This window comes from Ralstonia insidiosa (genome assembly GCF_008801405.1).
GTDB classification, from domain to species: Bacteria; Pseudomonadota; Gammaproteobacteria; order Burkholderiales; family Burkholderiaceae; genus Ralstonia; species Ralstonia insidiosa.
On the sequence record NZ_VZPV01000003.1, the window covers coordinates 284127 to 308477 of the forward strand.

The 24351-nt window shown below is 64.2% G+C and carries 22 protein-coding genes; 12 read left to right on the forward strand and 10 right to left on the reverse strand.

Annotation, left to right across the window (positions count from 1 at the left end):
• The first annotated feature begins 4 nt into the window (after positions 1–4).
• The 4 genes from F7R11_RS23490 to F7R11_RS23505 are packed head-to-tail and all read left to right on the forward strand — an operon-like array spanning position 5 to position 4323.
• The gene (locus tag F7R11_RS23490; RefSeq protein WP_064807370.1) at positions 5–1156 is read left to right on the forward strand and encodes an ABC transporter permease; all 1152 of its coding nucleotides are present in this window, start codon (positions 5–7) and stop codon (positions 1154–1156) included.
• Between the two features lie 21 nt (positions 1157–1177).
• Positions 1178–1684 carry a hypothetical protein gene (locus tag F7R11_RS23495; protein WP_064807368.1) on the forward strand — a complete coding sequence of 169 codons (507 nt, stop codon included), beginning with the start codon at positions 1178–1180 and terminating at the stop codon, positions 1682–1684.
• A 9-nt stretch (positions 1685–1693) separates the two neighbouring features.
• Positions 1694–3139 carry a bifunctional enoyl-CoA hydratase/phosphate acetyltransferase gene (locus F7R11_RS23500; RefSeq protein WP_064807366.1) on the forward strand — a complete coding sequence of 482 codons (1446 nt, stop codon included), beginning with the start codon at positions 1694–1696 and terminating at the stop codon, positions 3137–3139.
• Positions 3136–4323, forward strand: coding sequence for an acetate/propionate family kinase (locus F7R11_RS23505; protein WP_064807364.1), 1188 nt, complete (start codon positions 3136–3138; stop codon positions 4321–4323). Before F7R11_RS23500 ends, F7R11_RS23505 begins: the two co-directional genes overlap by 4 nt.
• Before the next feature lie 104 nt (positions 4324–4427).
• Here F7R11_RS23505 and F7R11_RS23510 read toward each other — a convergent pair whose 3' ends face one another.
• The 4 genes from F7R11_RS23510 to F7R11_RS23525 form a co-directional block, all read right to left on the reverse strand.
• Positions 4428–5558, reverse strand: coding sequence for a porin (locus F7R11_RS23510; RefSeq protein WP_064807362.1), 1131 nt, complete (start codon positions 5556–5558; stop codon positions 4428–4430).
• A 261-nt stretch (positions 5559–5819) separates the two neighbouring features.
• Positions 5820–6749 carry an MBL fold metallo-hydrolase gene (locus F7R11_RS23515; RefSeq protein WP_064809047.1) on the reverse strand — a complete coding sequence of 310 codons (930 nt, stop codon included), beginning with the start codon at positions 6747–6749 and terminating at the stop codon, positions 5820–5822.
• Between the two features lie 40 nt (positions 6750–6789).
• Positions 6790–7737 (reverse strand): quinoprotein relay system zinc metallohydrolase 1, encoded by a 948-nt coding sequence (locus tag F7R11_RS23520; RefSeq protein ID WP_064807360.1) that lies wholly within the window; start codon positions 7735–7737, stop codon positions 6790–6792.
• Complete coding sequence (locus tag F7R11_RS23525) at positions 7734–8507, reverse strand: quinoprotein dehydrogenase-associated SoxYZ-like carrier (RefSeq protein WP_064807358.1); 774 nt, start codon at positions 8505–8507, stop codon at positions 7734–7736. Before F7R11_RS23525 ends, F7R11_RS23520 begins: the two co-directional genes overlap by 4 nt.
• Before the next feature lie 284 nt (positions 8508–8791).
• Between F7R11_RS23525 and exaC the strand changes: the two genes are divergently transcribed.
• The 6 genes from exaC to F7R11_RS23555 all read left to right on the forward strand — a co-directional run bounded on the left by exaC (position 8792) and on the right by F7R11_RS23555 (position 17240).
• Positions 8792–10312, forward strand: a complete 1521-nt coding sequence (exaC, locus tag F7R11_RS23530) for an acetaldehyde dehydrogenase ExaC (RefSeq protein ID WP_064807356.1) — start codon at positions 8792–8794, stop codon at positions 10310–10312.
• 280 nt (positions 10313–10592) lie between these two features.
• Positions 10593–13193, forward strand: coding sequence for a TonB-dependent receptor family protein (locus tag F7R11_RS23535; protein ID WP_064807354.1), 2601 nt, complete (start codon positions 10593–10595; stop codon positions 13191–13193).
• Positions 13194–13215: 22 nt separating this feature from the next.
• A complete protein-coding gene (locus tag F7R11_RS23540; RefSeq protein ID WP_064807352.1) occupies positions 13216–14280 on the forward strand; it encodes a beta-propeller fold lactonase family protein in 1065 nt (354 codons plus the stop codon).
• Complete coding sequence (locus tag F7R11_RS23545; RefSeq protein WP_064807350.1) at positions 14267–14854, forward strand: cytochrome b; 588 nt, start codon at positions 14267–14269, stop codon at positions 14852–14854. The genes F7R11_RS23540 and F7R11_RS23545 overlap by 14 nt, the downstream gene beginning before the upstream one ends.
• A gap of 219 nt (positions 14855–15073) precedes the next feature.
• Positions 15074–16828, forward strand: coding sequence for a PQQ-dependent methanol/ethanol family dehydrogenase (locus F7R11_RS23550; protein ID WP_064807348.1), 1755 nt, complete (start codon positions 15074–15076; stop codon positions 16826–16828).
• A gap of 85 nt (positions 16829–16913) precedes the next feature.
• Positions 16914–17240: a c-type cytochrome gene (locus F7R11_RS23555; protein ID WP_197495071.1), complete on the forward strand. Its 327-nt coding sequence runs from the start codon at positions 16914–16916 to the stop codon at positions 17238–17240.
• 63 nt (positions 17241–17303) lie between these two features.
• Here the strand turns inward: F7R11_RS23555 and pqqE are convergent, their stop codons facing one another.
• The 5 genes from pqqE to pqqA all read right to left on the reverse strand — a co-directional run bounded on the left by pqqE (position 17304) and on the right by pqqA (position 20548).
• Entirely contained in the window at positions 17304–18488 is a 1185-nt protein-coding gene (gene pqqE / locus F7R11_RS23560) for a pyrroloquinoline quinone biosynthesis protein PqqE (RefSeq protein ID WP_064807344.1), read from the reverse strand.
• On the reverse strand, positions 18460–18732 hold the full coding sequence (pqqD, locus tag F7R11_RS23565) for a pyrroloquinoline quinone biosynthesis peptide chaperone PqqD (protein WP_048932035.1): 273 nt from the start codon (positions 18730–18732) through the stop codon (positions 18460–18462). The genes pqqE and pqqD overlap by 29 nt, the downstream gene beginning before the upstream one ends.
• On the reverse strand, positions 18713–19423 hold the full coding sequence (pqqC, locus tag F7R11_RS23570; protein WP_064807342.1) for a pyrroloquinoline-quinone synthase PqqC: 711 nt from the start codon (positions 19421–19423) through the stop codon (positions 18713–18715). The genes pqqD and pqqC overlap by 20 nt, the downstream gene beginning before the upstream one ends.
• Positions 19420–20337 carry a pyrroloquinoline quinone biosynthesis protein PqqB gene (gene pqqB / locus F7R11_RS23575; RefSeq protein WP_064807340.1) on the reverse strand — a complete coding sequence of 306 codons (918 nt, stop codon included), beginning with the start codon at positions 20335–20337 and terminating at the stop codon, positions 19420–19422. The genes pqqC and pqqB overlap by 4 nt, the downstream gene beginning before the upstream one ends.
• 136 nt (positions 20338–20473) lie before the next feature.
• Entirely contained in the window at positions 20474–20548 is a 75-nt protein-coding gene (gene pqqA / locus F7R11_RS23580; protein WP_009277446.1) for a pyrroloquinoline quinone precursor peptide PqqA, read from the reverse strand.
• A gap of 99 nt (positions 20549–20647) precedes the next feature.
• Here pqqA and F7R11_RS23585 point away from each other — a divergent pair, with 99 nt between their 5' ends.
• Positions 20648–21592, forward strand: coding sequence for an alpha/beta fold hydrolase (locus tag F7R11_RS23585; protein ID WP_064807338.1), 945 nt, complete (start codon positions 20648–20650; stop codon positions 21590–21592).
• Here F7R11_RS23585 and F7R11_RS23590 read toward each other — a convergent pair.
• The gene (locus tag F7R11_RS23590) at positions 21578–23569 is read right to left on the reverse strand and encodes a sigma-54-dependent Fis family transcriptional regulator (RefSeq protein ID WP_064807336.1); all 1992 of its coding nucleotides are present in this window, start codon (positions 23567–23569) and stop codon (positions 21578–21580) included. The genes F7R11_RS23585 and F7R11_RS23590 overlap by 15 nt on opposite strands.
• Before the next feature lie 270 nt (positions 23570–23839).
• On the opposite strand from F7R11_RS23590, the gene pedF reads away from it, so the two are divergent.
• Positions 23840–24325 (forward strand): cytochrome c-550 PedF, encoded by a 486-nt coding sequence (pedF, locus tag F7R11_RS23595; RefSeq protein ID WP_064807334.1) that lies wholly within the window; start codon positions 23840–23842, stop codon positions 24323–24325.
• Positions 24326–24351 lie beyond the last annotated feature (26 nt).

Sequence of the window (24351 nt, forward strand, 5' to 3'; positions counted from 1 at the left end):
CGCCATGTCAGACCATCCGACAGATCGCCGCGCAGCCCGCCTGCGCAACATCTTCCGCCTGGGCGTCAAGGAGCTGTGGAGCCTGGTGCGCGACCCGATGATGCTGGTGCTGATCGCCTACACCTTCACGCTGTCGATCTACGTGGCAGCCACCGCCATGCCGGAGAGTCTGCACAACGCCTCGATCGCCATCGTGGATGAAGACAGCTCGCCGCTGTCGGCGCGCATTGTCTCGAGTTTCTATCCACCGCATTTCCGTACGCCCGCGCTCATTCCGCTCACCGAGATGGATGCCGGCATGGACAGCGGGCGCTACACCTTTGTGCTCGACATCCCGCCCAACTTCCAGCGAGACGTGCTGGCGGGGCGCGCACCGGCCATCCAGCTCAATATAGACGCCACCCGCATGAGCCAGGCCTTTACGGGCAACGGCTACATCCAGCAGATCGTCTCGGGCGAGGTGAACGAGTTCCTGCAGCGCCACCGTGCCGCACCCACCGCGCCAGTCGATCTGGTGATGCGCACGCGCTTCAACCCCAACCTGGAACAGACGTGGTTCGGCTCGCTGATGGAGATCATCAACAACGTGACCATGCTGTCGATCATCCTGACGGGCGCCGCGCTCATCCGCGAGCGCGAGCACGGCACCATCGAGCACCTGCTGGTGATGCCCGTCACGCCGTTCGAGATCATGACGGCCAAGGTGTGGTCGATGGGGCTGGTGGTGGTGCTGGCCGCGCTGGTGGCACTGGTGTTCGTGGTGCAAGGCGCCCTGCATGTGCCCATTGAAGGCTCGATCCTGCTGTTCATGCTGGTGGCCACGCTGCACCTGTTTGCCACCACCTCCATGGGCATTTTCCTTGCGACGGTGGCGCGGTCCATGCCGCAATTCGGCATGCTGCTGGTGTTGGTGCTGCTGCCGCTGCAGTTGCTCTCGGGCGGTACCACCCCGCGCGAGAGCATGCCCGCTTTCGTGCAGGACATCATGCTGGCCGCGCCGACCACGCATTTTGTATCTGCGTCACAAGCGATTCTTTATCGGGGCGCAGGATTGTCCGTGGTGTGGCCGCAGTGCCTGGCCATCTGCGCAATCGGCGCCGTACTGTTTGTCGCATCATTGACGCGCTTTCGCAAAACCATCAGTCAGATGGCCTAAGAGATGGCCTAAGGAGCCAATATGGACACACCTGCCAACCTTCCTCTCGCGCTTTTCAAGGCGCAAGCCGCACTCGGGCTGCAAACGCTGGGCTTGCTCAAGACAGCGCGCCAGCGCTGGTATGCACTGGGTGCAGAATTGCTGGCCGAAGACGTCGCTCGCACAGAATCTGCGCTGACCGATCTGCAAGGCGTTGAAGACTGGAGCGCATTGGCAGCAGGGCTGCCGAACGCCTTCTGGCAGGCCAACCAGCGCGCAATGAATGTGCTGCAGGGCGTGATGCAGACCGCCATGGCCAATCAAGCCAGCTTTGCCACGGACTACCAGCGCGCCATGCTGGAATGGCAACAAGCTTCGGTGCAGGCGCTGAGCGCGGCTGGCAATGCCATGCCGGTGCATACGGCGCTGCAGGGCATGCTGTCGTCGTTGGGGGCGCCGGCCGATGTGTTCATCCGTGCGGCAACGGTGTCGCCAAGCACGGCACCCGCGCGCGTCAAGGGTAACGGTCAACTTCGTACGGCTTCCTGAGGAGCGCGCATGGGCCCCGATCATCTGCCGGCTCCGCCGGCATCACTGCCGGGTGGCGATCTGAGCGTGGTGCGCAATCGCACGTTCGACGAAATCGCCGTTGGTGATGCCGCCGCCATCCTGCGCACGCTGACAGCGGAGGACATCCAGCTCTTTGCCGTGCTGTCGGGCGATGTCAACCCGCAGCACCTGGACCCCGAGTTTGCGGCATCCACGCGCTTTCACGGCGTGATTGCCCACGGCATGCTGGGCGGCGCGTTGATTTCCGCCGTGCTCGGAACGCGCCTGCCTGGGCCCGGCACGGTCTACCTTGGGCAGACACTGCAGTTTCATGCGCCGGTGCGCATTGGCGATACGTTGACCATCCGCGTGACGGTGACCAGCAAGGACGACGAAAGGAAACGGCTCAAGCTGGCGTGCTCCTGCACGAACGACAGTGGCACCGTCGCCATCACGGGGGAGGCCGAAGTCATCGCGCCCACCGAACGGATCGAGCGGCCACGCACCACGCTGCCCGATGTACGCATCACCACCGGTGGCAATGGAATCCACCGGCTGCTCGACCACGTGCGGCCCCTGGGGGCGATCCGCATGGCGGTCGTGCACCCGTGCGACGCGCTGAGCCTGTCCGCCGCGCTGGATGCGCGTGCAGAAGGGCTCATCGTGCCGTGCTTGGTCGCACCGCGCGACAAGTTGATGCGCGTCGCTGCTGAGGCCGGGCTTGACCTGAGCGGCATGGAAATCGAAGACGTGCCGCACAGCAGCGCCGCGGCCACGCGCGCCGTGGAGCTCGTAACGCAGGGTAAGGCCGAGGCGCTCATGAAGGGCAGCCTGCATACCGATGAACTGATGGCGGCCGTGGTGCGCGCTGAAGCCGGGCTGCGCACCAAGCGCCGGATCAGCCATTGCTTCGTCATGCAGACGCCAGCGTATCCGCGCCCGTTTATCGTGACGGATGCCGCCATCAACATTGCACCGACCCTGGATCAGAAGGCCGACATCATCCGCAACGCCATTGATCTGGCCCATGCGATTGGCGTGGCGCGACCGCGCGTGGCGATCCTGGCGGCCGTCGAGACCGTGAACCCGCACATGCCCGCCACGCTCGACGCGGCGGCGCTATGCAAGATGGCCGACCGCGGCCAGATCGAAGGGGGTGTGCTGGACGGGCCGCTGGCCTTCGACAACGCGGTATCGGCCGCTGCTGCGCGCATCAAGGGCATCGTTTCTGAGGTGGCGGGGCAGGCCGATGTGCTGGTGGTGCCGGATCTGGAAAGTGGCAACATGCTCGCCAAGCAGTTGGAGTACCTTGGCGGAGCCGCCAGCGCTGGCATTGTGCTCGGCGCCCGCGTGCCCATCGTCTTGACCAGCCGTGCTGATTCACGCGAATCACGCATTGCCTCATGTGCCATCGCCACGTTGCTGGCACACCGTTACCGCATCCTGCCGCCATGACCGATTGCATCGTCGTACTGAACTGCGGCTCGTCGAGCATCAAGTTTGCGCTGTTCGATGCCGCGCAGCTTCCGTTGCCCCGTACCCCCGTGTGGAGCGGGAAGGTGGAGGGCATCGGCACCGCTCATCCCACGGCGACAGAAGCCGGGGCGCCAGCACAGGCTGTGGAACTTGACACCGCGCAGCCGTATCACGCGGCGCTGCTGCACATTCGCCAGCGTGTCGAGCACATGCTCGGCAACCGTCGTCTGGTTGCCGTGGCGCACCGGGTGGTGCACGGCGGCGCCAAGTACTTCGCACCCGTGCGTGTGGACGCGGAGGTGCTTGCTGATCTGCGCAGCTACATCCCGCTTGCGCCGCTGCACCAGCCATTTGCGCTGGAGGCCATCGAGGCGCTTCTGTCAGAGCTGCCCGAAGTGCCGCAGGTCGCGTGCTTTGATACAGCGTTCCACCACACGCTGCCGCAAGTTGAAATGATGCTGCCGCTACCGTATGCGGCGTGGGAGCGCGGATTGCGGCGCTACGGCTTTCACGGGCTGTCGTACGAGTACATGTCGATCGTCTTGCCCGAGCGACATGGCGATATTGCCCGTGGGCGGACCATCGTCGCGCACCTTGGCAGCGGTGCCAGCCTATGTGCCATGCGCGGGCTGGAGAGCGTGGCGACCACGATGGGGTTTTCCGCGCTCGACGGCCTGATGATGGGCACACGCTGCGGCGCGCTGGACCCAGGTGCGGTGCTTTACCTGATGGAGACGGAGCATCTTTCTCCGGCGCAGGTGGGGCATGTGCTGTATCACGAATCCGGTCTGCTGGGCGTGTCGGGGGTGTCATCTGACCCGCGCGACCTATTGGCGCAGGAAGCCGACAACCCGCGTGTGCAGGCGGCGCTGGCACTCTACGTGCGGCGCATCGTCCGCGAGATCGGAGCCCTGGTGGCTGTTCTGGGCGGTTTGGACCTGCTGGTTTTCACGGCGGGGATTGGCGAACACAACGCCGTGCTGCGTGAGCGCATCGTGCGTGCGCTCGGCTATCTGGGCGCGGATTTGAATGACGCGGCCAACCAGGCGCATGCCGCCATCCTCTCCAGTTCGGCCAGCCGGATTCGCGTGGCGGTGGAGCCGACCAACGAGGAGTGGGTTGCTGCCCAGCACGGTGCCCGATGCGTGCGGGGACGCGGTTGAGCGGGCGGCGGCAGTGCTTTTCAGCCTGCCGCCCCTCTTCCTTCAGGCAAGGTCATTCCTGACCCGCCCATTCGCCGCGGAAGAGGGGGCGCGCGCTTAACTGATCAGAATGCGTGTTTCAGGCCAACCCCAGCCAGCACCGTTTTCGCACCGGGGGCGGTGCCTCCGGCAACAATCGACGTCTTGATGCTTTCGAGCGGATCTGCCGTACCCACGGCGCCGGCGTCCACATACACGAGTTGCACATACAGCGTGGTGCGCTTGGAGAACGAGTAGTCGTTGCTCAGCACGACCGATTTGGTGGAACTGTCGTGCGTGCTGCTTTCGTATTTGCTGTAGTAGCCGGCCAGCGTGGCGGTATTGGCGGGGCTCCACCTGTAGTCGAGCCCGACGCCGAGCGATTTGACGTCCGACACGCGTGCGCCCGTGGGTGCATTGTTGGTGACGCCGATGTAGTTCACCCTGCCTGTGAAGGCGTCGAACGGCACCGCTACGCCCGCGCTCCACAGCCGGCTCAGTGTTTGGCCGGTGCCGCTGTCCGACGTGGATTGATAGCCGAGGCCGACCGTCACCGGGCCCGTATAGGTGGCCCCCAGCGAGAGCTCGTTGCCGCGCTTGAAGCTGCCTGCCGTCTCACCCAACGAATACGCGACACCCAGCCACACAGGGCCGAAGTTGTTGGCGTACTGCACGGCGTTGCCGATGAACACGCCCACATCGTTGCCGGGGTTCGTGCCGGCGCCCATCGCGTTGCCTGGGGCGGGGAGCTGGTTGTAGGCCCAGCCGTACAGGTTCGAGAACTGCTCCTTGAACCCGCGTGCTTCGGTGCCGATCGTACCGATGAGTGCCGGGCTGTATTGGCGACCCAGCGTGATCGCGCCCCAGTTGCCGCTGAGGCCAACGTTCGCCTGCCGGCGGAAGAGTTCTGAACTGAAGCCGGGGCCGGTGGTGAGCGTGCCGGTGTCGCTGCTGAAATGGCTTTCGAGGTTGAAGCTGGCCTTCAGGCCACCGCCCAGGTCTTCCACGCCCTTGAGGCCCCAGATGCTTGGGCTGATACCGCCCGAATGCAACTCTGTGATGCTGCCGCCGGCTGCGCTCCGGTTCTGGTATTGCAAGCCGGCGTCGACCGTGCCGTAGATCGTGACGGACGATTGTGCGATAGCCCCACTCGCAGCGCTGCCGAGGGCGGTTGCCAGGGCCGCCAGGGCGCATTGGCGAACGCGTTTGTTCTGCATGTTGTCTCCGTATTGTCTTTGTGTGATGCGCCTAAGGATTCGGCTCGGACGCATTGGGATGGACGCCAATTGCGCGAAGCGCGCTCAACGCCGGCGGGGGCTTTTGCAATACGCGTACCAACGCGCATGCGGCCGTTTGCGGTGCATTGCAAGCGGGTGGGCAACGTTTGCGGGTGCTGAGCGCTGGATGGGTGCTGTGGCGTGGCGGGACAGTCGGTGCAACACCTGTGCTGCGTTTGTTCAGCAATGGAGCGGGCTTGATCAGACCGCGGGCGCGTTCTGCATCCAGCGGTCTTCCAGTTCGCGCCAGGCGCGCGCCACGTTGAATGCGTGTCGAGGATGAAAGTGGCGCCAGTCGCGATACGCATCACCCGGCACGTAGTCGAGCGCGCGGGCCGCGTCTGCGCCGGCCTCGATGGCCTGGGTGACCGCGCCATCCAGCATGTCGAGATAGGACAGCGTGGGGTGGAGCATCTGCGCCGGGGTGCCGATGGCCGTGCCGACGACGATGCCGGCGGGCAGCGGGATCAAGGCACGCAACGCGTGTTGCCATCCCACCAGCGAGCCTTCCTGCAGGTCTGGAATGCGCTGCCGATAGGCCAGGCCGCCCACGCAGAGCACGCGCCGCTGCGGGGCATACAACACCGTGTCTGACGCGCTATGCGCCGCCGCGTAGACGAGAACTTGCCACGCCGTCTTGCCGGTGTGCAGCCAATCGCCATCGCGCAGTGCGGGCTCGGGATAGACGATCTGCGTCTCACGCATGACGCGCTCGCCCAGCATGGCGGTCAACCTGGCCAGACAGGTCTCGCAGCGCTGCCGCATCAGGCTGGCGGTGGCAGCCGAGGCGAGAAACGCGGGGCGCGGCTGCAGTTGCGCGAAGGCCGCGTTGGCCAACACGTGTTCGGGGTGCGCGTGCGTGTTGACCACCCAACGGATGGGCTCCGCGGTGACGTGCCGGATGGCGGTAATCAATCGATCGCCCCATCGCGCATGCGGGCCGGGGTCAACCACCAGCACGCCGTTGCCGGTGACGTGCACCAGCGTCGGCACGACTTCACCGGCGTTGGCGCGCGAGGCTTCGGCGTTGTCGGCCCGCGCGGCGTACAGGCCGTCCTGCAGGCGCAACAGCGTGACACGCGCGGGCGTTGCGGACGCAGCCAGGGCCGGGTTGATCAGGGTCGCGAGCATCAGGCGCATCCAGCGTCGCCGGGCAGGGTCTGGCGCCATGTCAGGGCGCCAGCGCGGCGTTCTCATAGCGCGGATAGAAGCGGGTGACGTTACGCACGTACTCCGCGGGCATGCCGCCCCATTGCGCATAGGGCGTGTCCACCGGCATCGTGATGACTTCGGCCAGATCGCGCCCCTCCTGCGCCGCATGCCGCATGCGTGCGTCCAGCCAGAGCAGGTATTGCCGCGTTTGTGCGATGGCGTCTGCCTGGCCGAGCGCCGGGCCGTGGCTGGGGATCAAGATGCGCGCGCCGCTCTCGGCAACGATGGCCTGAAGCCGATCGAGACTGGCCAGCCAATGTGGAATGTCGGCGTGCGGCGTGGTGGGAATCCGGTCGCGGAACGCCAGGCCGCCCGCGAAGACCACACCGCGCGTCCGGTCCACCAGAACGAGGTCGTCGCCGGTATGCCCTTCGAGCCGGATGAGGTCAATGCGGTGGCGGCCCAGGGCGCGCTCGCCCGGCGTCAACGGCTGGCTGGGCGGTGTCGACGCCGTGTTCCGCATCCAGTCACCACAAAGGCGGTAGAGATTGTCCGCATAGGCTTCGCCCTCGCGTTGTGCACCGGCGATGGTGCCTGGCAGCGCCTGCGCGCCGACATCGGCATAGGCCTGGTTGCCGAAGAAATAGTCGGGGTGCAGGTTCAGGTTGAACACCCAGCGCACGGGTGCCGATGTGACCTGGCGGATGGCCTGCCGCTGCTGCTCGCCATACAGCACGGACGGCCCCGTGTTGATGACGAGCACGCCTTCACCGGTATCGATGAAGCCGGTGTTGATGATGTTGCAGCCGTTGCGCACGGAGAAGTCCGCATTGGCACCTTCCAGCACCCAGATATCGGGCGCAACCGCGCGCGGTACGAGGTGGTAGTCGAGCCCTTGCGCGTATGCGTTGGTCATCAACATCGCCAGACATAGCAGGATGCCCAACCGTTGGTTCAGCCAGCTCATCGTGTCACCTGTGCGCGGATGCGGTTGCCGTTGTTGTCGACGCCGGCCACGCTGATGCCGTGCTCAACGGGGCCGTCCAGATCGAAGGAGAAGATCGGGTTCTCGGCCACGGGCTCGTACAGCGCCAGCCGAAGCATGGGCTGGCGCCGTGCATCGAGCAGGTCGAGTTGTTCGATGTGGAAGGACGGGATGCCCGCCACCAACCCCGTGTCCATCGGATGCATCACGCGCAGGCGGATGCGGCTGCCCGCGCCGTTGAAGCCCGGAAACACGCGCGACTCGACCTGGTTCAGCGTGGTGCTCCAGGTCGCATCCTTGCGGGTGGCGCCGGGCAGTGTGCAGCCGCCGCCGGTGGCATCCACCAAGAAGGTGCCGACATGCCAGACGCCATCCGGCGTGCGTGCCGCCACGCGCACCGGCGATGCCTCCTGCAGCTTGAACCGGAACGACAGCGCCGGGCGCACGCGCATCGGTTCGAACTCCAGCACCTTGCGGATCGGGTTGCGATCCACGACGACAACAACGCGTTCGACCGAGCCCAGCGCAGATGCGTCAAACGCAATGGGCACCTGCATCGGGTCTTCTGCAAACGCGGGCCCGGTGATCTTGATGCGGTTGTCGAACGTGGCCCGCGCGGCGCCGAACATCTGCTGATGAATCAATGGCCAGAGCGGTGAGCCTGCAGGGTCGGTGTTCGTATCAGCCCGTACCGGCCAGGACTGACACACAAGGAGCAGCGCGGCGGCGACAAGGAGTGGAGCCGTTCTCATCGTTTGCCTTGAGGGTTCGGATGAACGGCTGGGATTGCGAAAGTCATGCCATGCGCCCGGGGTGCTCACATGCGGCTGCATTGGGTGTTCAGGCGATGGGGCGTTGAGCTTTGCAACACCCGGTGTTCCATTCTGGAGCAATCCCACGGGCGGACAACGCAGAACAGCCGATGCCGGGGGGATGAAACATCTGTCGCAGGGGGTGGCCCGGGTTTTGCAGATGACGACCGGACACAGCGCAGACATGACGCTGCGGTCATCACTCAAACATCAGGAGACAACCCATGCGTTACGCCCATCCCGGTACCCCCGGCGCCATCGTTTCGTTCAAGTCGCGTTACGGCAACTTCATCGGCGGCGAGTTCGTCGCGCCGGTCAAGGGCCAGTACTTCACCAACACCACCCCGGTGACGGGCGAAGCGATTGCCGAATTCCCGCGCTCGACCGCTGAAGACATCAACCTCGCGCTCGACGCCGCGCATGCTGCGGCCGACGCCTGGGGCCGCACCTCGGTGCAGGACCGCTCGCTGATCCTGCTGAAGATTGCCGACCGCATCGAGCAGAACCTCGAGCTGCTGGCCGTGACCGAGACGTGGGACAACGGCAAGCCCGTGCGCGAAACGCTGAACGCCGACATCCCGCTGGCGGCCGACCACTTCCGCTACTTCGCCGGTTGCATCCGTGCGCAGGAAGGTTCGGCGGCGGAGATCAACGAATTCACCGTGGCGTATCACATCCACGAGCCGCTGGGCGTGGTCGGCCAGATCATCCCGTGGAACTTCCCGCTGCTGATGGCCGCCTGGAAGCTGGCCCCCGCGCTGGCCGCCGGCAACTGCGTCGTGCTCAAGCCGGCTGAGCAGACGCCGCTGGGCATCTGCGTGCTGCTGGAAATCATCGGCGACCTGCTGCCGGCCGGCGTGCTGAACGTTGTGCACGGCTACGGCAAGGAAGCCGGCGAGGCGCTGGCCACCAGCAAGCGCATCGCCAAGATCGCCTTCACGGGGTCGACGCCGGTGGGCTCGTACATCATGAAGTGCGCAGCCGACAACATCATCCCGTCGACGGTGGAGCTGGGCGGCAAGTCGCCCAACATCTACTTTGAAGACATCATGCAGGCCGAGCCGAGCTTCATCGAAAAGGCCGCCGAAGGCCTGGTGCTTGGCTTCTTCAACCAGGGCGAAGTGTGCACGTGCCCGTCGCGCGCGCTGGTGCAGGAATCGATCTACAGCCGCTTCATGGATGCGGTGATGACCAAGGTGGCTGCCATCAAGCGCGGCGACCCGCTCGATACGGAAACGATGGTTGGCGCGCAAGCCTCGGAGCAGCAGTTCTACAAGATCCGCAGCTACCTGGAAATCGCGCAGGAAGAAGGCGCCGAATGCCTGGTCGGCGGCGATGTGGAAGTGCTGCCCGGCAACCTCGCCAAGGGCTACTACATCAAGCCGACGCTGCTCAAGGGCGACAACAGCATGCGCGTGTTCCAGGAAGAAATCTTCGGCCCGGTGATTGCCGTGACGACCTTCAAGGACGAAGCGCAGGCCGTGCAGATCGCCAACGACACGGAGTTCGGCCTGGGCGCCGGCCTGTGGACGCGCGACATCAACCGCGCCTACCGCGTGGGCCGCGCCATCAAGGCCGGGCGCGTGTGGACGAACTGCTATCACCTGTATCCGGCGCATGCGGCCTTCGGTGGCTACAAGAAGTCGGGCGTGGGCCGCGAGACCCACAAGATGATGCTCGACCACTACCAGCAGACCAAGAACCTGCTGGTGAGCTACGACACCAAGCCGCTGGGCTTCTTCTGATGGTGTAGCAGCGGGTAGTTAGCAGGAACAGGCAGGCGCGCGGTCATCGACACCCGCGCGCCTGCCGCTGACCTGCGGGGCAATGACTTCGCAGGCAAATACAAGAGAAGAGGAGACAGGGCCATGCGCCAATCACACACGCTGTCGCGTGACGGCGGGTGTCTGCCTGTTGCCATTGATTCCTGATCAGGGATCGCCATCGCCACGCCTTTCTTTTCCTTTGGGATGTCCGCTTGCACACCCAGGGCACGGCGAAAGAGAAAAACCAGGGAGACACGCTGTGCATTCAAGCACTCGCCATCTGTGCCAAGCCGCACCCCGCGCGAGCGGTGTGGTGTTGGCGCTCGCCGCTGCCGGGCTGCATTCGCCGGCATTGGCCGAGGACCGGATCATTGCCGTGGCCTTGCCAACGGCCGAGGTCGTTGGCTCGACGCCGATCGACAGCATTGGCGTCCCGCTGTCGCAGTTTCCGGCCAACGCGCAGCGCATCAGCGCAAAGGACATCCGCGAGCAACGCAGCTCGAATCTGGCAGACGCGCTGAACGACAACCTTGGCCAGGTCAGCGTCAGCAACGGATCCGGCAACCCGTACCAGAACGACGTCAACTACCGTGGGTTCCAGGTGTCGTCGCTGCTGGGCGTGCCGATCGGAGTATCGGTCTACTTTGACGGCGTGCGGATGAACGAGCCCTTCGGTTCGATCGTGAATTGGGATCTCATTCCTATGAACGCGATGTCCAGCGTCAACATCCTGCCGGGCTCTAACCCGATGTTCGGGCTCAATACCCTGGGCGGGGCACTCGTCGTCAATACGAAGAATGGAAAGGACTACCCTGGAACGTCGATCGACGTGCTTGGCGGATCGTTCGGCCGCAAAGCCGTGAGCTTCGAGACCGGCGGTGTCGACGAGGCGCACAACCTCGACTATTTCGCGGCCGGCAACTTCGATAAGCAGGACGGCTTTCGCGACCACTCTGGTTCGGAGGTCAAGCAACTGTTCGGCAAGGCACGGTGGCGCGGCAATGAAGGCGCGACCCAACTGGAGCTGTCTGCGGCGCTGGCGGACACGTCGCTGAACGGCACGCAGTCGCTGCCAGCAGACATGATGTCGAACCGCAGCGCCGCCTATACCTGGCCGGACACCATCTCAAACCGGATGGCGCTGCTGAACCTGAAAGGCAGCCATTGGCTGAACGACAACAATCAGCTTGCCGGCAGCCTCTACTACCGCAAAGCCAACCTGCACAACGTCAACAGCAACGCGCAGTTGGACGACGGCTGTTTCAACGACGATGGCTCGCTGGCAACGACCACGGCCCGCGGCGCCACCACCTACAAATGCGCGAACAAGGCGCCGAATGGCACCGCCGTGAATTCCGTGACGGGTGCCAGAGCGCTGGCGCTGGGCTATGGCCGCTGGACCAGTTCCATCAATACCAGCCTGGTCGATTCCGCCACGCATGAGGACACGGTGGGCTCGTCCCTCCAGTGGTCGAATTTCGATAACCTGGCAGGGCACAAGAACGCGTTCACGCTGGGCGGCGCGTTTGACCATTCGCGCATCACCTATGACCAGACCACCTACCTGGCCCGGTTGATCAACTACCAGACGGTGGTGATCCCCAATCAGGAATACGGCTTCACCGCCAATGGGTTGGCACCGTCCGCATCGAACCCCGCGTCGTTTACCGGCAGCAACGTCATCGGGGCGGTGAACCTGACGTCCAACGTCAACAACTTCAGCGCGTACTTCACCGATACGTTCAGCGTGACGGAAAAGCTGAGCGTGACCGCGTCCGGCAGCTTCAACTACACCGTGCTCAACCAGGGCGGTGCAAACCGCAAATTCCTGAACGAAGACGGCGGCTACACCTGGACGGACAGCATATCGGGCACGTCGTACTACAACCCCGACTACCTGGGCGCTTATCGGTATGCGAACTCGGGGTCGGGTGTCGCATCCAGCCCGAATGGCGTTCCGGCGGGGTCGGTGGCGGGGCCGGAAACCAACGGCCTTGCCGGTTCGCACCACTATCAACGGTTCAACCCGGCACTGGGGTTCAACTACGACCTTGGCAAAGGGCAGGGCATCTTCGGCAGCTACAGCGAATCGATGCGGGCCCCGACCTCGATCGAGCTCTCGTGCGCCGATCCGAACAGCCCGTGTTCGCTGCCTACCGGCTTCAATGGCGACCCTGACCTGAAGGCCGTGGTGGCTAAAACCATCGAGTTCGGCGGGCGTGGAAAGGTGGGCAAGTCCACCTACTGGAGCGCGTCAGTCTACGACTCGCGGCTCAGCAACGACATCCAGTTCATTGCCACGTCGAACACGTACGGCTACTTCGCCAACGTTGGCAAGACCGAACGGCGTGGTTTCGAGGTGGGCGCCAGCACGACGATCGACAAGTTGAGCCTGTCGGCCAACTTCGGCTACGTCGATGCGATCTACAAGTCGGCATTCACCACCGCCAGCGGACAGAACGTGGTCAGCGGCAACAAGATCCCCGGCATCCCCGCCAAGACGCTCAAGCTGGGGGCGTCGTATGCGTTCAGCCCCAGCTTCTCGGTGGGCGGGAACGTGATGCTGGTCAGCAAGCAATTTGCCCATGGCAACGAAAGCAATGCGGACCCGAATGGCGTGGTGGCTGGCTACGGTCTCGTCAATCTGAACGTGCACTACAAGCCGATGAAGAACCTCGAGATTTCGGCCTACATCAACAACGTGTTCAACAAGCGCTACTCCACGTATGGCCTGTCGGGCACCACGAGCATCTACACGCTGGCGACGCAGCAGTTCATGACGCCAGCACCCCCGCGTGCGGTCTGGATTGGACTGACCTACTCGTTTGGCGGCAAGGCTTCCAGCGCGGACAAGGACTGAACGCATTGAAGAAGACACGATCATGAAAACACGCACGTACACCGTTCAGATAGCCACGTTGATCTGCGTAGGCTTGCTGTCCACTGTCCAAGCCGTTGCAGAGGTGCCCGATCCCGTCGCCTATGTCACGAACCAAGGGGGTGGCGTGACCATGCTGAATGCCCGCACGCTCAAGCCCGTTGCCGAGATTGCCGTGGGCAAGGACCCGCGCGGGCTTGCCGTAACTCCGGATGGCCGCTGGTTGCTGACGGCCAATCAGGGCAGCGCGGACGTGTCCGTGGTCGATACCGGCACGCGCAAGGAAATCAAGCGCATCGCGGTCGGCCGGAATGTGGAGTTCATGCGTATCTCGCCAGATGGCCTCCGGGCGTTCGTGACCTACGAGCCCTCGTCGGAAGGCGGGCCGCCTGGCAAGAGCGATCAGGCGAAGAAAGACGACAAGGATGACGCCCCGGCCGAAGTGGCCATCATCGATCTCAGTCAATGGGCCGTCGTTGGCCGTATCAAGGCGGCGCAGGAAACAGAGGCCATCGAGTTCTCGCCGGACGGCAAGTTGCTGCTGGTGGCCAACGAGGGCGACAACACGGTCGGCGTGTACGACTTGTCTACGCTCAAGCAGATGCAGTCGGTGGATGTCTCATCGTTCGGCAATCGGCCGCGCGGCATCAAGATCGCGCCGGATGGCAAAACCTACGTGGTGACGCTGGAAAACTCGAACAACCTGCTGTTGCTCGATGCCGGCTTCAAGCCGATCCGGGCGGTGCCGACCGGGCAGGGCCCTTATGGTGTGGCGTTCGATCGCGAGGGCCGATACCTCTGGGTGGCGGCCAGCCGTGCGGATCAGCTGCAGGTGTTCGATGCGCGCACCTTTGCGCCGGTGGCCGCCATTCCGGTCGGCAAACGCTGCTGGCACTTCAGCTTCACGCCCGATGCACAGAAGCTACTGCTGGCCTGCGGCCGATCGAACAGCGTGCAGGTGATCGACCCGCAGAAGTGCGAGGTCGTCGATACGCTCCCCGGCTACAAGCTGCCATGGGGTGTGGTGACCTATCCAACCTCGGTCGGAAGCCTCGATGCGCCGCGCTAACCGACCCGCTGGCCCGCTGATGCGAGGCGCTGCCACAACCTATGCGGGCCTCCAGATCACATTGCATTGGGCCAGCGCCTTGCTGCTGTTCGCGCTGTTTCCACTGGGCTACTACATGACCAGTCTGGCGAAGGGTGCCCCTGGAAAAGCGGCGTTGGTGAATCTGCATAAGTCGCTCGGGTTGACGGCCGCACTGGTGATTGCGTGGCGCGTGATCGCGCGCATGCGCCAGTCCACACCGCCACCGATTCCCGGCCTGCATTGTTGGGAGACGGAGCTGGCGCGCATCACCCACCGTCTGCTTTACATGTGCATGGTCGTGATGCCGCTCTCCGGCTACCTGGGCTCTTCGTTCAACCAGTACGGAACACGCTTCTGGGGTGTGCCGCTGCCGCGCTGGGGTTGGGTCGATAGCGCACTGCAGCACCTGTTCACCACGCTGCATGGCATGACTGCCTATCTGCTGCTCGGTTTGGTTGTGTTCCACGTTTCTGGGGTGATCAAGCATCAGTGGTTCGATGCGCAGCGCTGCGTGCAGCGCATGTTGCCCGGTCGTGGCGCCCCCACCCTGTAGGCCGAGGTATCGATGAAGAACCCTGGTTCGGTTGCGCTGTTCCATTTCGCAACAGAACACACGATGTGTTCCGGTATGGCACGCACCGTGGCGGTTCGCCCCGTGTGAAACCGCAGTTTCACGGCGTTTTCCGATGGCACGGGATTTGCCCTGGGTCCCTCCGGTGTGACATCACACTGCCAGACCCGGACCATAAAGACAGAGGTAGAGGAGATAAGAATGAGGACACTACGAGTGATTGCACTTGCGGCTGCCATGGCGGCAGCAAGTGTTGCCGTGCACGCGGCAACGCCCCCCGTCACCGACGCCATGATCGACAACGACGCCAAATCGGCGGGCGACGTGCTGACCTGGGGCATGGGCACGCAAGGGCAGCGCTTTTCGACGCTCACCAAGATCAACACGAAGAACGTCAGCCAGCTCGTGCCGGCCTGGTCGTTCTCGTTTGGCGGTGAGAAGCAGCGCGGGCAGGAAGCCCAGCCGCTGATCTACAACGGCAAGATGTTCGTCACGGCGTCGTACTCGCGCATCTACGCGATCGACCTGAAGACCGGCAAGAAGCTCTGGAAGTACGAGCAGCGCCTGCCCGAAGGCATCATGCCCTGCTGCGACGTCGTCAACCGCGGCGCGGCGCTGTATGACAACCTGGTCATCTTCTCCACGCTCGATGCACAGTTGATCGCGCTCAACCAGGACACCGGCAAGATCGTCTGGAAAGAGAAGATCGACGATTACGCCGCAGGGTACTCAAGCACCGCCGCACCGTTGATCGTCAAAGGCATGGTGCTGACCGGCGTATCAGGCGGCGAGTTCGGCGTGGTGGGCCGTGTGGAAGCGCGCGATGCCAAGACCGGCAACCTGATCTGGACCCGTCCGACCGTCGAAGGCCACATGGGCTACAAGTACGACAAAGACGGCAACAAGACCGAGAACGGCATGACCGGCACGCTCAACGCGAGTTGGCCCGGCGAGACGTGGAAGACCGGTGGCGCATCGACGTGGCTGGGCGGCACGTACGACGCACAGACCGGCCTGGCCTACTTCGGTACCGGCAACCCGGGGCCGTGGAACAGCCACATCCGCAAGGGCGACAACCTGTATTCGTCGTCGACGCTGGCCATCGACCCGAACACCGGCAAGATCGTCTGGCACTACCAGAACACCCCGAACGACGGCTGGGATTTCGACGGCGTGAACGAGTTCGTCACGTTCGACATGGACGGCAAGCGCGTGGGCGGCAAGGCTGATCGCAACGGCTTCTTCTATGTGAACGACGCGAAGACCGGCAAGCTGCTCAACGCGTTCCCGTTCGTGAAGGTCAACTGGGCCACCAGCATTGACCTCAAGACCGGCCGGCCGAACTACGCACCGGACCACCGTCCGGGCGACCCGTCCGAGGCTACAGGTGAGGACAAGAAGGGCAAGTCGGTGTTTGCCGAGCCGGGCTTCCTGGGCGGCAAGAACCAGATGCCCATGGCGTATAGCCCGCAGACCGGCCTGTTCTACGTGCCTGCCAACGAGTGGGGCATGGACATCTGGAACGAGCCGATCAGCTACAAAAAGGGCGCCGCTTACCTGGGTGCCGGCTTCACCATCAAGCCGCTCAATGAGGATTACATCGGCGCCCTGCGCGCGATCAATCCGAAGACCGGCAAGATCGAGTGGCAGATCAAGAACAACGCGCCGCTGTGGGGTGGTGTGATGACCACCGCCGGCGGCCTGGTGTTCTGGGGCACGCCCGAGGGCTACCTGAAGGCGGCCGATGCCAAGACCGGCAAGGAACTGTGGGAATTCCAGACCGGCAGCGGCATCGTCGCGCCGCCGGTCACCTGGGAAGACAACGGCGAGCAGTTCGTCGCCGTCGTGTCGGGCTGGGGTGGCGCCGTGCCGCTGTGGGGCGGTGAGGTGGCCAAGCGCGTGAATTTCCTGGAGCAGGGCGGTTCGGTCTGGGTGTTCAAGCTGCACAAGAACTAAGCGAGTCCGCGGTGTGCTGTGCGCTCCCAACAGTGCACAGCGCAGCGCGGCCGATTTACAGCGTCATGGAGTTGAGAACGTGATGATGCGCAATGGAGTTGTTTCGCTGTTGGCCCTTGCGTCAACAGCATTCTGCGCGGCTGGTGCGCATGCCGCCCCCGATATGCAGGCCCTGGCTGACAAGAGCGGCTGCTTCTCGTGCCACAGCGTGCAGACCAAGATTGTCGGGCCGGCCTTCGTCGATGTGGCTGCGAAATACAAGGGCGACGCAGACGCGCCCGCCAAGCTGGCCAAGAAGGTACGTGAAGGCGGCAAGGGTGTGTGGGGCCGCATTCCGATGCCGCCGCACCCCAACCTCAATGAAGACGAGGCGAAGCAACTGGTGGCCTGGGTGCTGAGCGCAGGCTCCTGATTTTCTGCGTTGCTTGCGAAGGAAGAGGGCCGGCATTGTCCGGCCCTTCTTCATGGCTACCCGCTATGACGGTGTGAGGTGGCGCGAATTGGCATCGGTCCGGAACACGATGGGCACTTCGCCGGTGCGGGTGTCGCGCATCTTCCCGAAGCCGTTCATCGCAGCCATCCGGCCTTGCAGCACGACGGTCTGCAAGGTCCCGTGATCGGGCGAGCGGCCGCATGCCGGGTCGGCGCGTGTGGCATCGCCGGTTAGCAGATAGGCCTGGCAGCGGCAACCGCCGGCATCTTGCTCACGCGATTCGCACGACTGGCACGGCTCGGGCATCCAATGCGTGCCACGGAAGCGCTGGAAGGCATCGCTGGTCTGCCAGATCTCGCGCAGCGGCTGGTTGAGGACGTTGGGCAACTCCAAGCCCGGCAGCATGCGCGCCGAATGGCATGGCAGGGCCATACCATCGGGCGCGATGCCAAGGAATGTCGTGCCCCAGCCGTTCATGCACTTCTTGGCACGGTCTTCGAAATAATCCGGCACCACGTAGAGTAGTTGACAGCGTTTGCCGATGCGAGTGCGGTACTCGTTCACCACGGCTTCGGCGTCGCGCAGCTGCTCGAACGTCGGCATCAGCGCCAGGCGGTTCTCCCATGCCCAGCCGTAGTACTGCGTGTTGGCGAGTTCCAGGTACTCGGCGCCAATCTCCAGCGCCATGTCGATGATGGCGCCCACGTGCGGCAGGTTGTGCCGGTGCATCACGCAGTTCATCACCATCGGATAGCCGTGCGCCTTGATCAGGTCGGCCACGCGGCGCTTGAGATCAAAGGTGCGCGTGCTCGACAGGAAGTCGTTCAGCTCGCGTGTGGAATCCTGGAACGACAGTTGGATGTGGTCGAGCCCAGCGGCACGCAATGCGCCGAGCCGTTCATCGGTCAGGCCCACGCCCGAGGTCACCAGATTGACGTAGAACCCGAGCTTGTGCGCGTGCGACACCAGCGTTTCGAGGTCCTTGCGCATCAGCGGTTCGCCACCGGATAGGCCGAGCTGCACCGCGCCCAGCGCCCGTGCTTGCGTGAAGACATCGCACCATTGCTCGGTGGTGAGTTCCCGATCGTGCTGCGTGTAGTCGACCGGGTTCGAGCAGAACGGACAATGCAGCGGGCAGCGATAGGTCAACTCCGCCAGCAGCCAGAGCGGCGGGCCCGGGAGCGGAGGCGGCGCAGCCTCAAACGAGCCAGCCGCGTTCGAATGCATGTTTGACAAAGGCGTGGACCTCCGGCGCGATGCCCTGCACGCCAAAGGCGGACTGCAGATCATCGATCAGCATGTCGAGGGTATGGGCGCCGTCGCAGCGCTGCAGGATCGCGGCGGCGCTGTCGTTGAGCGTGACCATGCCCTCGGGGTAGAGCAGCACCCAGCTCTGCTGCATGTCTTCCCACTGCAGCCGGAAGGTCCGGTGTAGCGTGGGGTGGCTGGGATCAGGCAGGGATGGCGTCATGAGCGTGGGCCTGTTGAATGGCATCGAGCATCGACCAGAGGATGTCGAGCTTGAACTGCAGGATGTCCAGCGCGCGCTGCTGTTGCTCCGGCGTGCGGAAGTAGTCGAGCGTCACGCGCAGGCCGTGTTCAACATCGCGCGAGGCCAGCGGAATACGCGAGCGGAAATAGGCCAGCCCTTCCGGCTGCACCCAGGGATACTGCTCGGGCCAGCCGGCCAACCGCTCCTTGTGGATGTCCGGTGCAAACATCTCTGTGAGGGAAGAACACACGGCCTCCTGCCACGGTGCACGGCGCGCGAAGTTGACATACGCGTCCACAGCAAAGCGCACACCCGGCAACAGATGCTGATGCGACCACAACGCGTCGCGCTTCAGCCCAACCGCTTCACCCAGACGCACCCAGCTCTCGATGCCGCCAGGCCGGTCATCGTCGCCGTCGTGATCGTGAATGCGGACGATCCACTCGCGGCGCGTTTCCCGGTCGGGGCAGTTGGACAGGATGGCCGCATCCTTGAGCGGGATGTTGACCTGGTAATAGAAGCGGTTGGCAACCCAGGTGCGGATCTCCTCCGGCGTGCATTCCCCGGCGCGCATGCGCAGGTTGAACGGGTGGTGGATGTGGTAGCCGGCCTGCTTCGCACGCAGGCGGGCTTCGAACTCGTGGGCGTTCCAGGCAACAGGGTGTGTCATAGCGCGATTTCCATGCCGTCGTAAGCCACCTCGATGCCGTGCGCATCCAACTCCCGGCGTTGCGGGGAGTCTTCGTCGAGGATCGGGTTGGTGTTGTTGATGTGGATGAGGATCTTGCGTGCGGCCGGCAACTGGTCGAGCGTCTCGATCATGCCGCCAGGGCCGGATTGCGCGAGGTGTCCCATGTCAGCGGCCGTCTTGGTGGAGAAGCCGAGGGCGAGCATCTCGTCATCGCGCCAGCAGGTGCCATCGACCAGTACCACATCGGCGGCACCCATCTCGTCGAACACGTGCGGTTCGATGCGTGCGAGGCCCGGTGCATAGAAGGCGCGCCGACCGCTCTTGCGATCGACGATGCGCAGGCCTATGTTGTCGCCCACGCGGTGGGCATTGCGGCTGGGCGAATACGGCGGCGACTTGCTCTCCAGCGGGATCGCCGTCAGTGCCAGATTGTCGAGCGGCGGGACGGAGAACGCCGTGCCGTCCAGCGAAAGCGTGTGGGTATCCAGCCCGCAGTAATACGACAGCAGGTGTGTGAGCGGGAACGCGGTGGACAGATCGCTCAGCACTGCCGCGCTGGCATAGAGCGGCAACGGCTGCCGGTGCTCGCGCAGCATCAGCAGACCCGTGACATGGTCGATCTGCGCATCCATCAGCACCACGCCCGCGATGCCCGTATCGCGCGGCGTGCGCGCCGGTTGCAGCGCCGGCGATGCGCGCAATTGCGCGAGGATGTCCGGCGAGGCATTCACCACGATCCAGTTGTGCAGACCATCGCCCAGCGCGATGGAAGATTGCGTGCGCGGGGTGGCGCGCACGGTGCCGCGCCGCACGCCGTCGCAGTTGCGGCAGTTGCAGTTCCACTGCGGGAAACCGCCGCCGGCGGCCGAGCCAAGAACTCTGAGTATCGTCATGATGCGAGCCCAACGTGTTGAGCGGATTGAGCAAGAATTCGGCCAGGAAGATGCACGAGGAAGTCGGCGGGCGAAAAAAAACCCGCCGTGAAAAACCAGCGGGCTTAGAGGGCTTTGCGTGCTCAGTCGTGCGACATCAGCGGTTCGCGATGTACATGGTGATCTCGAACCCCAGTCGCAGTTCGGTGTAGGCGGGCGTTGTCCAGTTCATGTCTCCTCCGTGAGGGTTGGCATAGTTAGTGAGTGCAATGTTCTGCAGCTGACGCAGGCGTTTTGCCGAACGCAGCCGCCCATCATGAAGGCAACATCCATGCCCACTCCAGACTGGCCCGCTACTTCCGTTCGCCTTGACCTGCGCACGCCGGACGGTCATGTCCTGCATGTGCGGCAATGCGGGCCGGACAGCGGCGAGCCCTGGCTGGTGCTGCATGGCGGCCCTGGCAGCGGCTGCTCGCCTTCGATGGCCGCGTGGTTCGATCCACTGCGGCATCGTGCCGTGCTACCGGACCAGCGCGGCGCAGGACGCTCGCGCCCGGCCGGCACCCTGCGGCGCAATACGGTGACGGCGCTGCTGGCTGATCTGGAACAACTGCGCGCCACGCTGGGCATCGCGCGCTGGGGCGTGGTCGGCGGGTCATGGGGTGCGGCGCTGGCGCTGGCCTATGCGGACCGCTTTCCCGATGCGGTGGCGGCGCTGGTGTTGCGCGGCACCTTCCTGACCGGCTTTGACGATGTGCAGGCGCTGTTCAACGCGCGCGGCGCCGGCCGTGATCTGTTGCGTGGAATTGATCGACGGGGCGAGGGTTTTCCCGGCGGGCGTGGGCGCCTGCTCGTTGCAACAGATTTGTTGCAGGTTGGTACAACTGTTCAGAAATGGAACATCGCCACACAGTGGCAGCGCGCAGAGCGTCGGTTGTTGGGGCTACGGCCGCAGGCGGGGCACCCAACGTGGCCGCAACAGATGGGCTTGGTGCGCAAATACCGGCTGCAGGCGCATTACCTCCACCGCCGGGCGGGGCTGGGCAAGTCTGCGCTGCTGAGGGCGGCTGCACGTATCGGCGCACGTGGGGTGCCGGTCACGCTGCTGCATGGCCGGCAAGACAACGTTTGCCGACCGGAGAATGCGCTGCGCCTGTCTGCAGCGATGCCGCAGGCCCGGTTGGTGTGGGTGCAGGGCGGGCACCTGGCCGAGGGCGAGATGGCGCAGGCGCTGGGCGCCGCCATTCGCGCGTCGGCGTGGTCAGACGGTGTCTGAGGGCAGGCCGCCGGCCTCGTCGATCCTGCGGTAGATGGTGTTGCGCGAAATGCCGAGCGCCTTGGCGGCAGCCGAGATGTTGCCGTTGTGCGCCTTCACCGCTGCCATGATGGCCATGCTTTCCACGTCGGCAAGCCGCTTGGGGTGAGCGTTGCCGGGGGCGACAGCGGCTGGTTGCACATCCGCAGCCGTTGCACTGACCGGCGCAGGTTGGTCGCCATGGCGCGCCTGCCAGTCTTCAAGAAAGTCGTCGGGCAGGTGGTCTTCCGTGATTTCTGGCGCGCCATCGGCCATCAGCCGGGCAGTGCGCAGCAGGTTGCCGAGTTGGCGGATGTTGCCGGGCCAGTGGTAGCTGCGGAACATCTGCATCACGGCCTCGCTGATGGGTGGCGCGTCTGCCTGTTCCTGCTGCAGCAGCTTGCTGGCCACCACATCGAGGTCGCTGCGTTCGCGCAATGCTGGCAGGCGCACGACGAGGCCGTTGAGGCGGTAGTACAGGTCTTCGCGGAACTGGCCGCTGGCCACCATCTCGCGCATATTGCGGTGCGTCGCACACACCACCGCCACATCCACCTGGATCAGCTTGTTGCTGCCCAGCGGCGACACCGCACGCTCCTGCAGCGCGCGCAGCATGCGGGCCTGCAGGTGCAGCGGCATGTCGCCGATTTCATCGAGGAACAGCGTGCCGCCGTTGGCCAGCACCATCTTGCCGATGCCGCCTTTCTTGCGCGCGCCGGTGAAAGCGCCTTCTTCGTAGCCGAAAAGCTCCGATTCGATGAGCGCTTCCGGAATCGATGCGCAGTTCACGGCGACAAACGGCCCGGCGTGGCGCGGGCTGTCGGCGTGGATGGCGCGTGCCAGCAGTTCCTTGCCGGTGCCGGTCTCGCCCAACACCATGATGGTGATGCCCTTGCCGATCACCTTGCGCAGCTTGCCGATGACGGTCTTGATCTGGGCATCGCCCGTGTCCAGCGCCTCCAGGCTGGCGGGTTGCCTGGCCGGCTCGATGTAAGGGCGACGCGGCGCCGTATCACGGTCGATTGGCATATCTGTGCCAATTGCACCGCCCACGATGCGGTTTGCAGGCCGCTTCCATTCCACACGCGCAAACACCTTCACGCCGCTAGGCAACTGCAACTGCACGATGCCCGCCGGCGCGCTGCGCTCCCGGTCGATCAGTTGCGACATCGACAGCCCGAACAGTGACGAGAAGGTATGCGCATGCAGGGAGCGGCTCGACAACCCAAGCTGGAATTCGCCGCTGCGGTTGGCCGACAGGAAGCGCCCCGCCGGCGTGAAGGCGGCAATGCCTTCGACCAGCGTGCCGATGAACTCCGGGCGTGAGTGGAAATGGATGCACACCACGTCCTGGAACGTGTTGGCAAACAGCTGGTTTTCGATCATTTGCGCAGACATGCGTACCAGCGCCATGGTGTGCTTGTGGAAGCCGCGGTGGTCGCCCGTCACGTCCAGCGCGCCCACCGTTGCGCCGTACGGATCGAAGATCGGCGCGCAGGAACAGGTGAGGAACTGGTTGGCCTGCAGATAGTGTTCAGAGCCGTGGACCAGCGTGGGTTTGGCATCGGCCAGCGCCGTGCCGATGGCGTTGGTGCCCCGGGCTTCCTCCGACCATGACGCGCCCGGTTGCAAGGCCACCTTGCTGGCTTGGGCGAGGAAATCGTCATCGCCCAGCGAATGCAGGATCAGGCCCGACGTGTCGGTCAGGATCACCATGCTCTGCGTGTTGACGATCTGGCTGTAGAGCGTCTCCATCACGGGCAGTGCATGCGCAAACAAGGATTGGCTGCGCTCGATCTCGGTTTTCAGCTCGCTTTGCAGCACCGGGCAGAAGTCGGGCGACTCATAGGGCCGCAAGCCATAGGACTTGGATCGTTCGTGCGATTGCGCGATCAGCTCGGGCTGATCTGCCAGAGCACTTTCGGAACCGCGCGAGTCGGCTGCCGCGTGAGGGATCATGGTCGGTCTCCTTAAACTCGCCCGCAATCTGTGTGCGGGTCGCCCGGCTCGCCCTGGTCGCGATCGCCAGGAACAAGCCGGAAGTGTTGCGCCATGAAGCAAGACCCTTGCCAGGGTGTTGCATTCCTGAGCACCTGTTGCCAATCCACGCGCCGGATCTCCAGACCGCTTCGCGGATGTTCCCCGATTTGCCGGTCGCTTTATCGCCTTGGTATGGGTCTTGCAGAAAGGTCTCCAAAAATCGTTTTAACGACACTAAGGAGACAACTCTTGAAAACGCCTCGCAACTTGTTCGCGCTGCTTTCTGCCTGCGCACTTCTGGCTGGGGGATTGCCCGCCACCGCAACCGCGCATGGCGATGTCACGCCGCAGGCCGTGGACACGCACACCTTACCGCAACTGGGCGCCGATTGGCGTCAGGACAATCCATACCGCGCAGGCCCTGCACATGACGAGGCATTGCGCATCGGGGCCTCGGCGTACAACCAGAACTGCGCGCGCTGCCACGGGCTGGAAGCCATCTCCGGTGGGATTGCGCCTGACCTGCGCAAGCTCGATACCGACTGCATGTCGCTGGCCGACGGGAAGAAGAAGGACGCTTGTTTCGCAGAGGTCTCGCAGTACATGACGAGCACCGTGCGCCATGGCCGTACGCGTGACGGCCGCGTCTACATGCCGCCGTTTGACGGCGTGCTGAGCCAGGAAGCCGTCTGGGCGATCAAGACCTATCTGGAGTCGCGCCGCGTGCAGGATTAAGCGGCCGTCCCGTTGTTTGCAGTTTC

Excerpts from the sequence above, each read along its gene's own strand:
- F7R11_RS23545 (WP_064807350.1), top strand. The coding sequence starts at position 14,267 with ATGCGCCGCGCTAACCGACCCGCTGGCCCGCTGATGCGAGGCGCTGCC.
- F7R11_RS23490 (WP_064807370.1), top strand. The coding sequence starts at position 5 with ATGTCAGACCATCCGACAGATCGCCGCGCAGCCCGCCTGCGCAACATC.
- pqqB (WP_064807340.1), bottom strand. The coding sequence starts at position 20,337 with ATGACGATACTCAGAGTTCTTGGCTCGGCCGCCGGCGGCGGTTTCCCG.
- F7R11_RS23585 (WP_064807338.1), top strand. The coding sequence starts at position 20,648 with ATGCCCACTCCAGACTGGCCCGCTACTTCCGTTCGCCTTGACCTGCGC.
- F7R11_RS23505 (WP_064807364.1), top strand. The coding sequence starts at position 3,136 with ATGACCGATTGCATCGTCGTACTGAACTGCGGCTCGTCGAGCATCAAG.
- F7R11_RS23520 (WP_064807360.1), bottom strand. The coding sequence starts at position 7,737 with ATGAGCTGGCTGAACCAACGGTTGGGCATCCTGCTATGTCTGGCGATG.
- F7R11_RS23550 (WP_064807348.1), top strand. The coding sequence starts at position 15,074 with ATGAGGACACTACGAGTGATTGCACTTGCGGCTGCCATGGCGGCAGCA.
- F7R11_RS23495 (WP_064807368.1), top strand. The coding sequence starts at position 1,178 with ATGGACACACCTGCCAACCTTCCTCTCGCGCTTTTCAAGGCGCAAGCC.
- F7R11_RS23540 (WP_064807352.1), top strand. The coding sequence starts at position 13,216 with ATGAAAACACGCACGTACACCGTTCAGATAGCCACGTTGATCTGCGTA.
- F7R11_RS23590 (WP_064807336.1), bottom strand. The coding sequence starts at position 23,569 with ATGATCCCTCACGCGGCAGCCGACTCGCGCGGTTCCGAAAGTGCTCTG.
- F7R11_RS23510 (WP_064807362.1), bottom strand. The coding sequence starts at position 5,558 with ATGCAGAACAAACGCGTTCGCCAATGCGCCCTGGCGGCCCTGGCAACC.
- F7R11_RS23500 (WP_064807366.1), top strand. The coding sequence starts at position 1,694 with ATGGGCCCCGATCATCTGCCGGCTCCGCCGGCATCACTGCCGGGTGGC.
- pqqD (WP_048932035.1), bottom strand. The coding sequence starts at position 18,732 with ATGACGCCATCCCTGCCTGATCCCAGCCACCCCACGCTACACCGGACC.
- F7R11_RS23555 (WP_197495071.1), top strand. The coding sequence starts at position 16,914 with ATGCGCAATGGAGTTGTTTCGCTGTTGGCCCTTGCGTCAACAGCATTC.
- F7R11_RS23515 (WP_064809047.1), bottom strand. The coding sequence starts at position 6,749 with ATGCTCGCGACCCTGATCAACCCGGCCCTGGCTGCGTCCGCAACGCCC.
- pqqC (WP_064807342.1), bottom strand. The coding sequence starts at position 19,423 with ATGACACACCCTGTTGCCTGGAACGCCCACGAGTTCGAAGCCCGCCTG.
- F7R11_RS23525 (WP_064807358.1), bottom strand. The coding sequence starts at position 8,507 with ATGAGAACGGCTCCACTCCTTGTCGCCGCCGCGCTGCTCCTTGTGTGT.
- pqqE (WP_064807344.1), bottom strand. The coding sequence starts at position 18,488 with ATGCATTCGAACGCGGCTGGCTCGTTTGAGGCTGCGCCGCCTCCGCTC.
- exaC (WP_064807356.1), top strand. The coding sequence starts at position 8,792 with ATGCGTTACGCCCATCCCGGTACCCCCGGCGCCATCGTTTCGTTCAAG.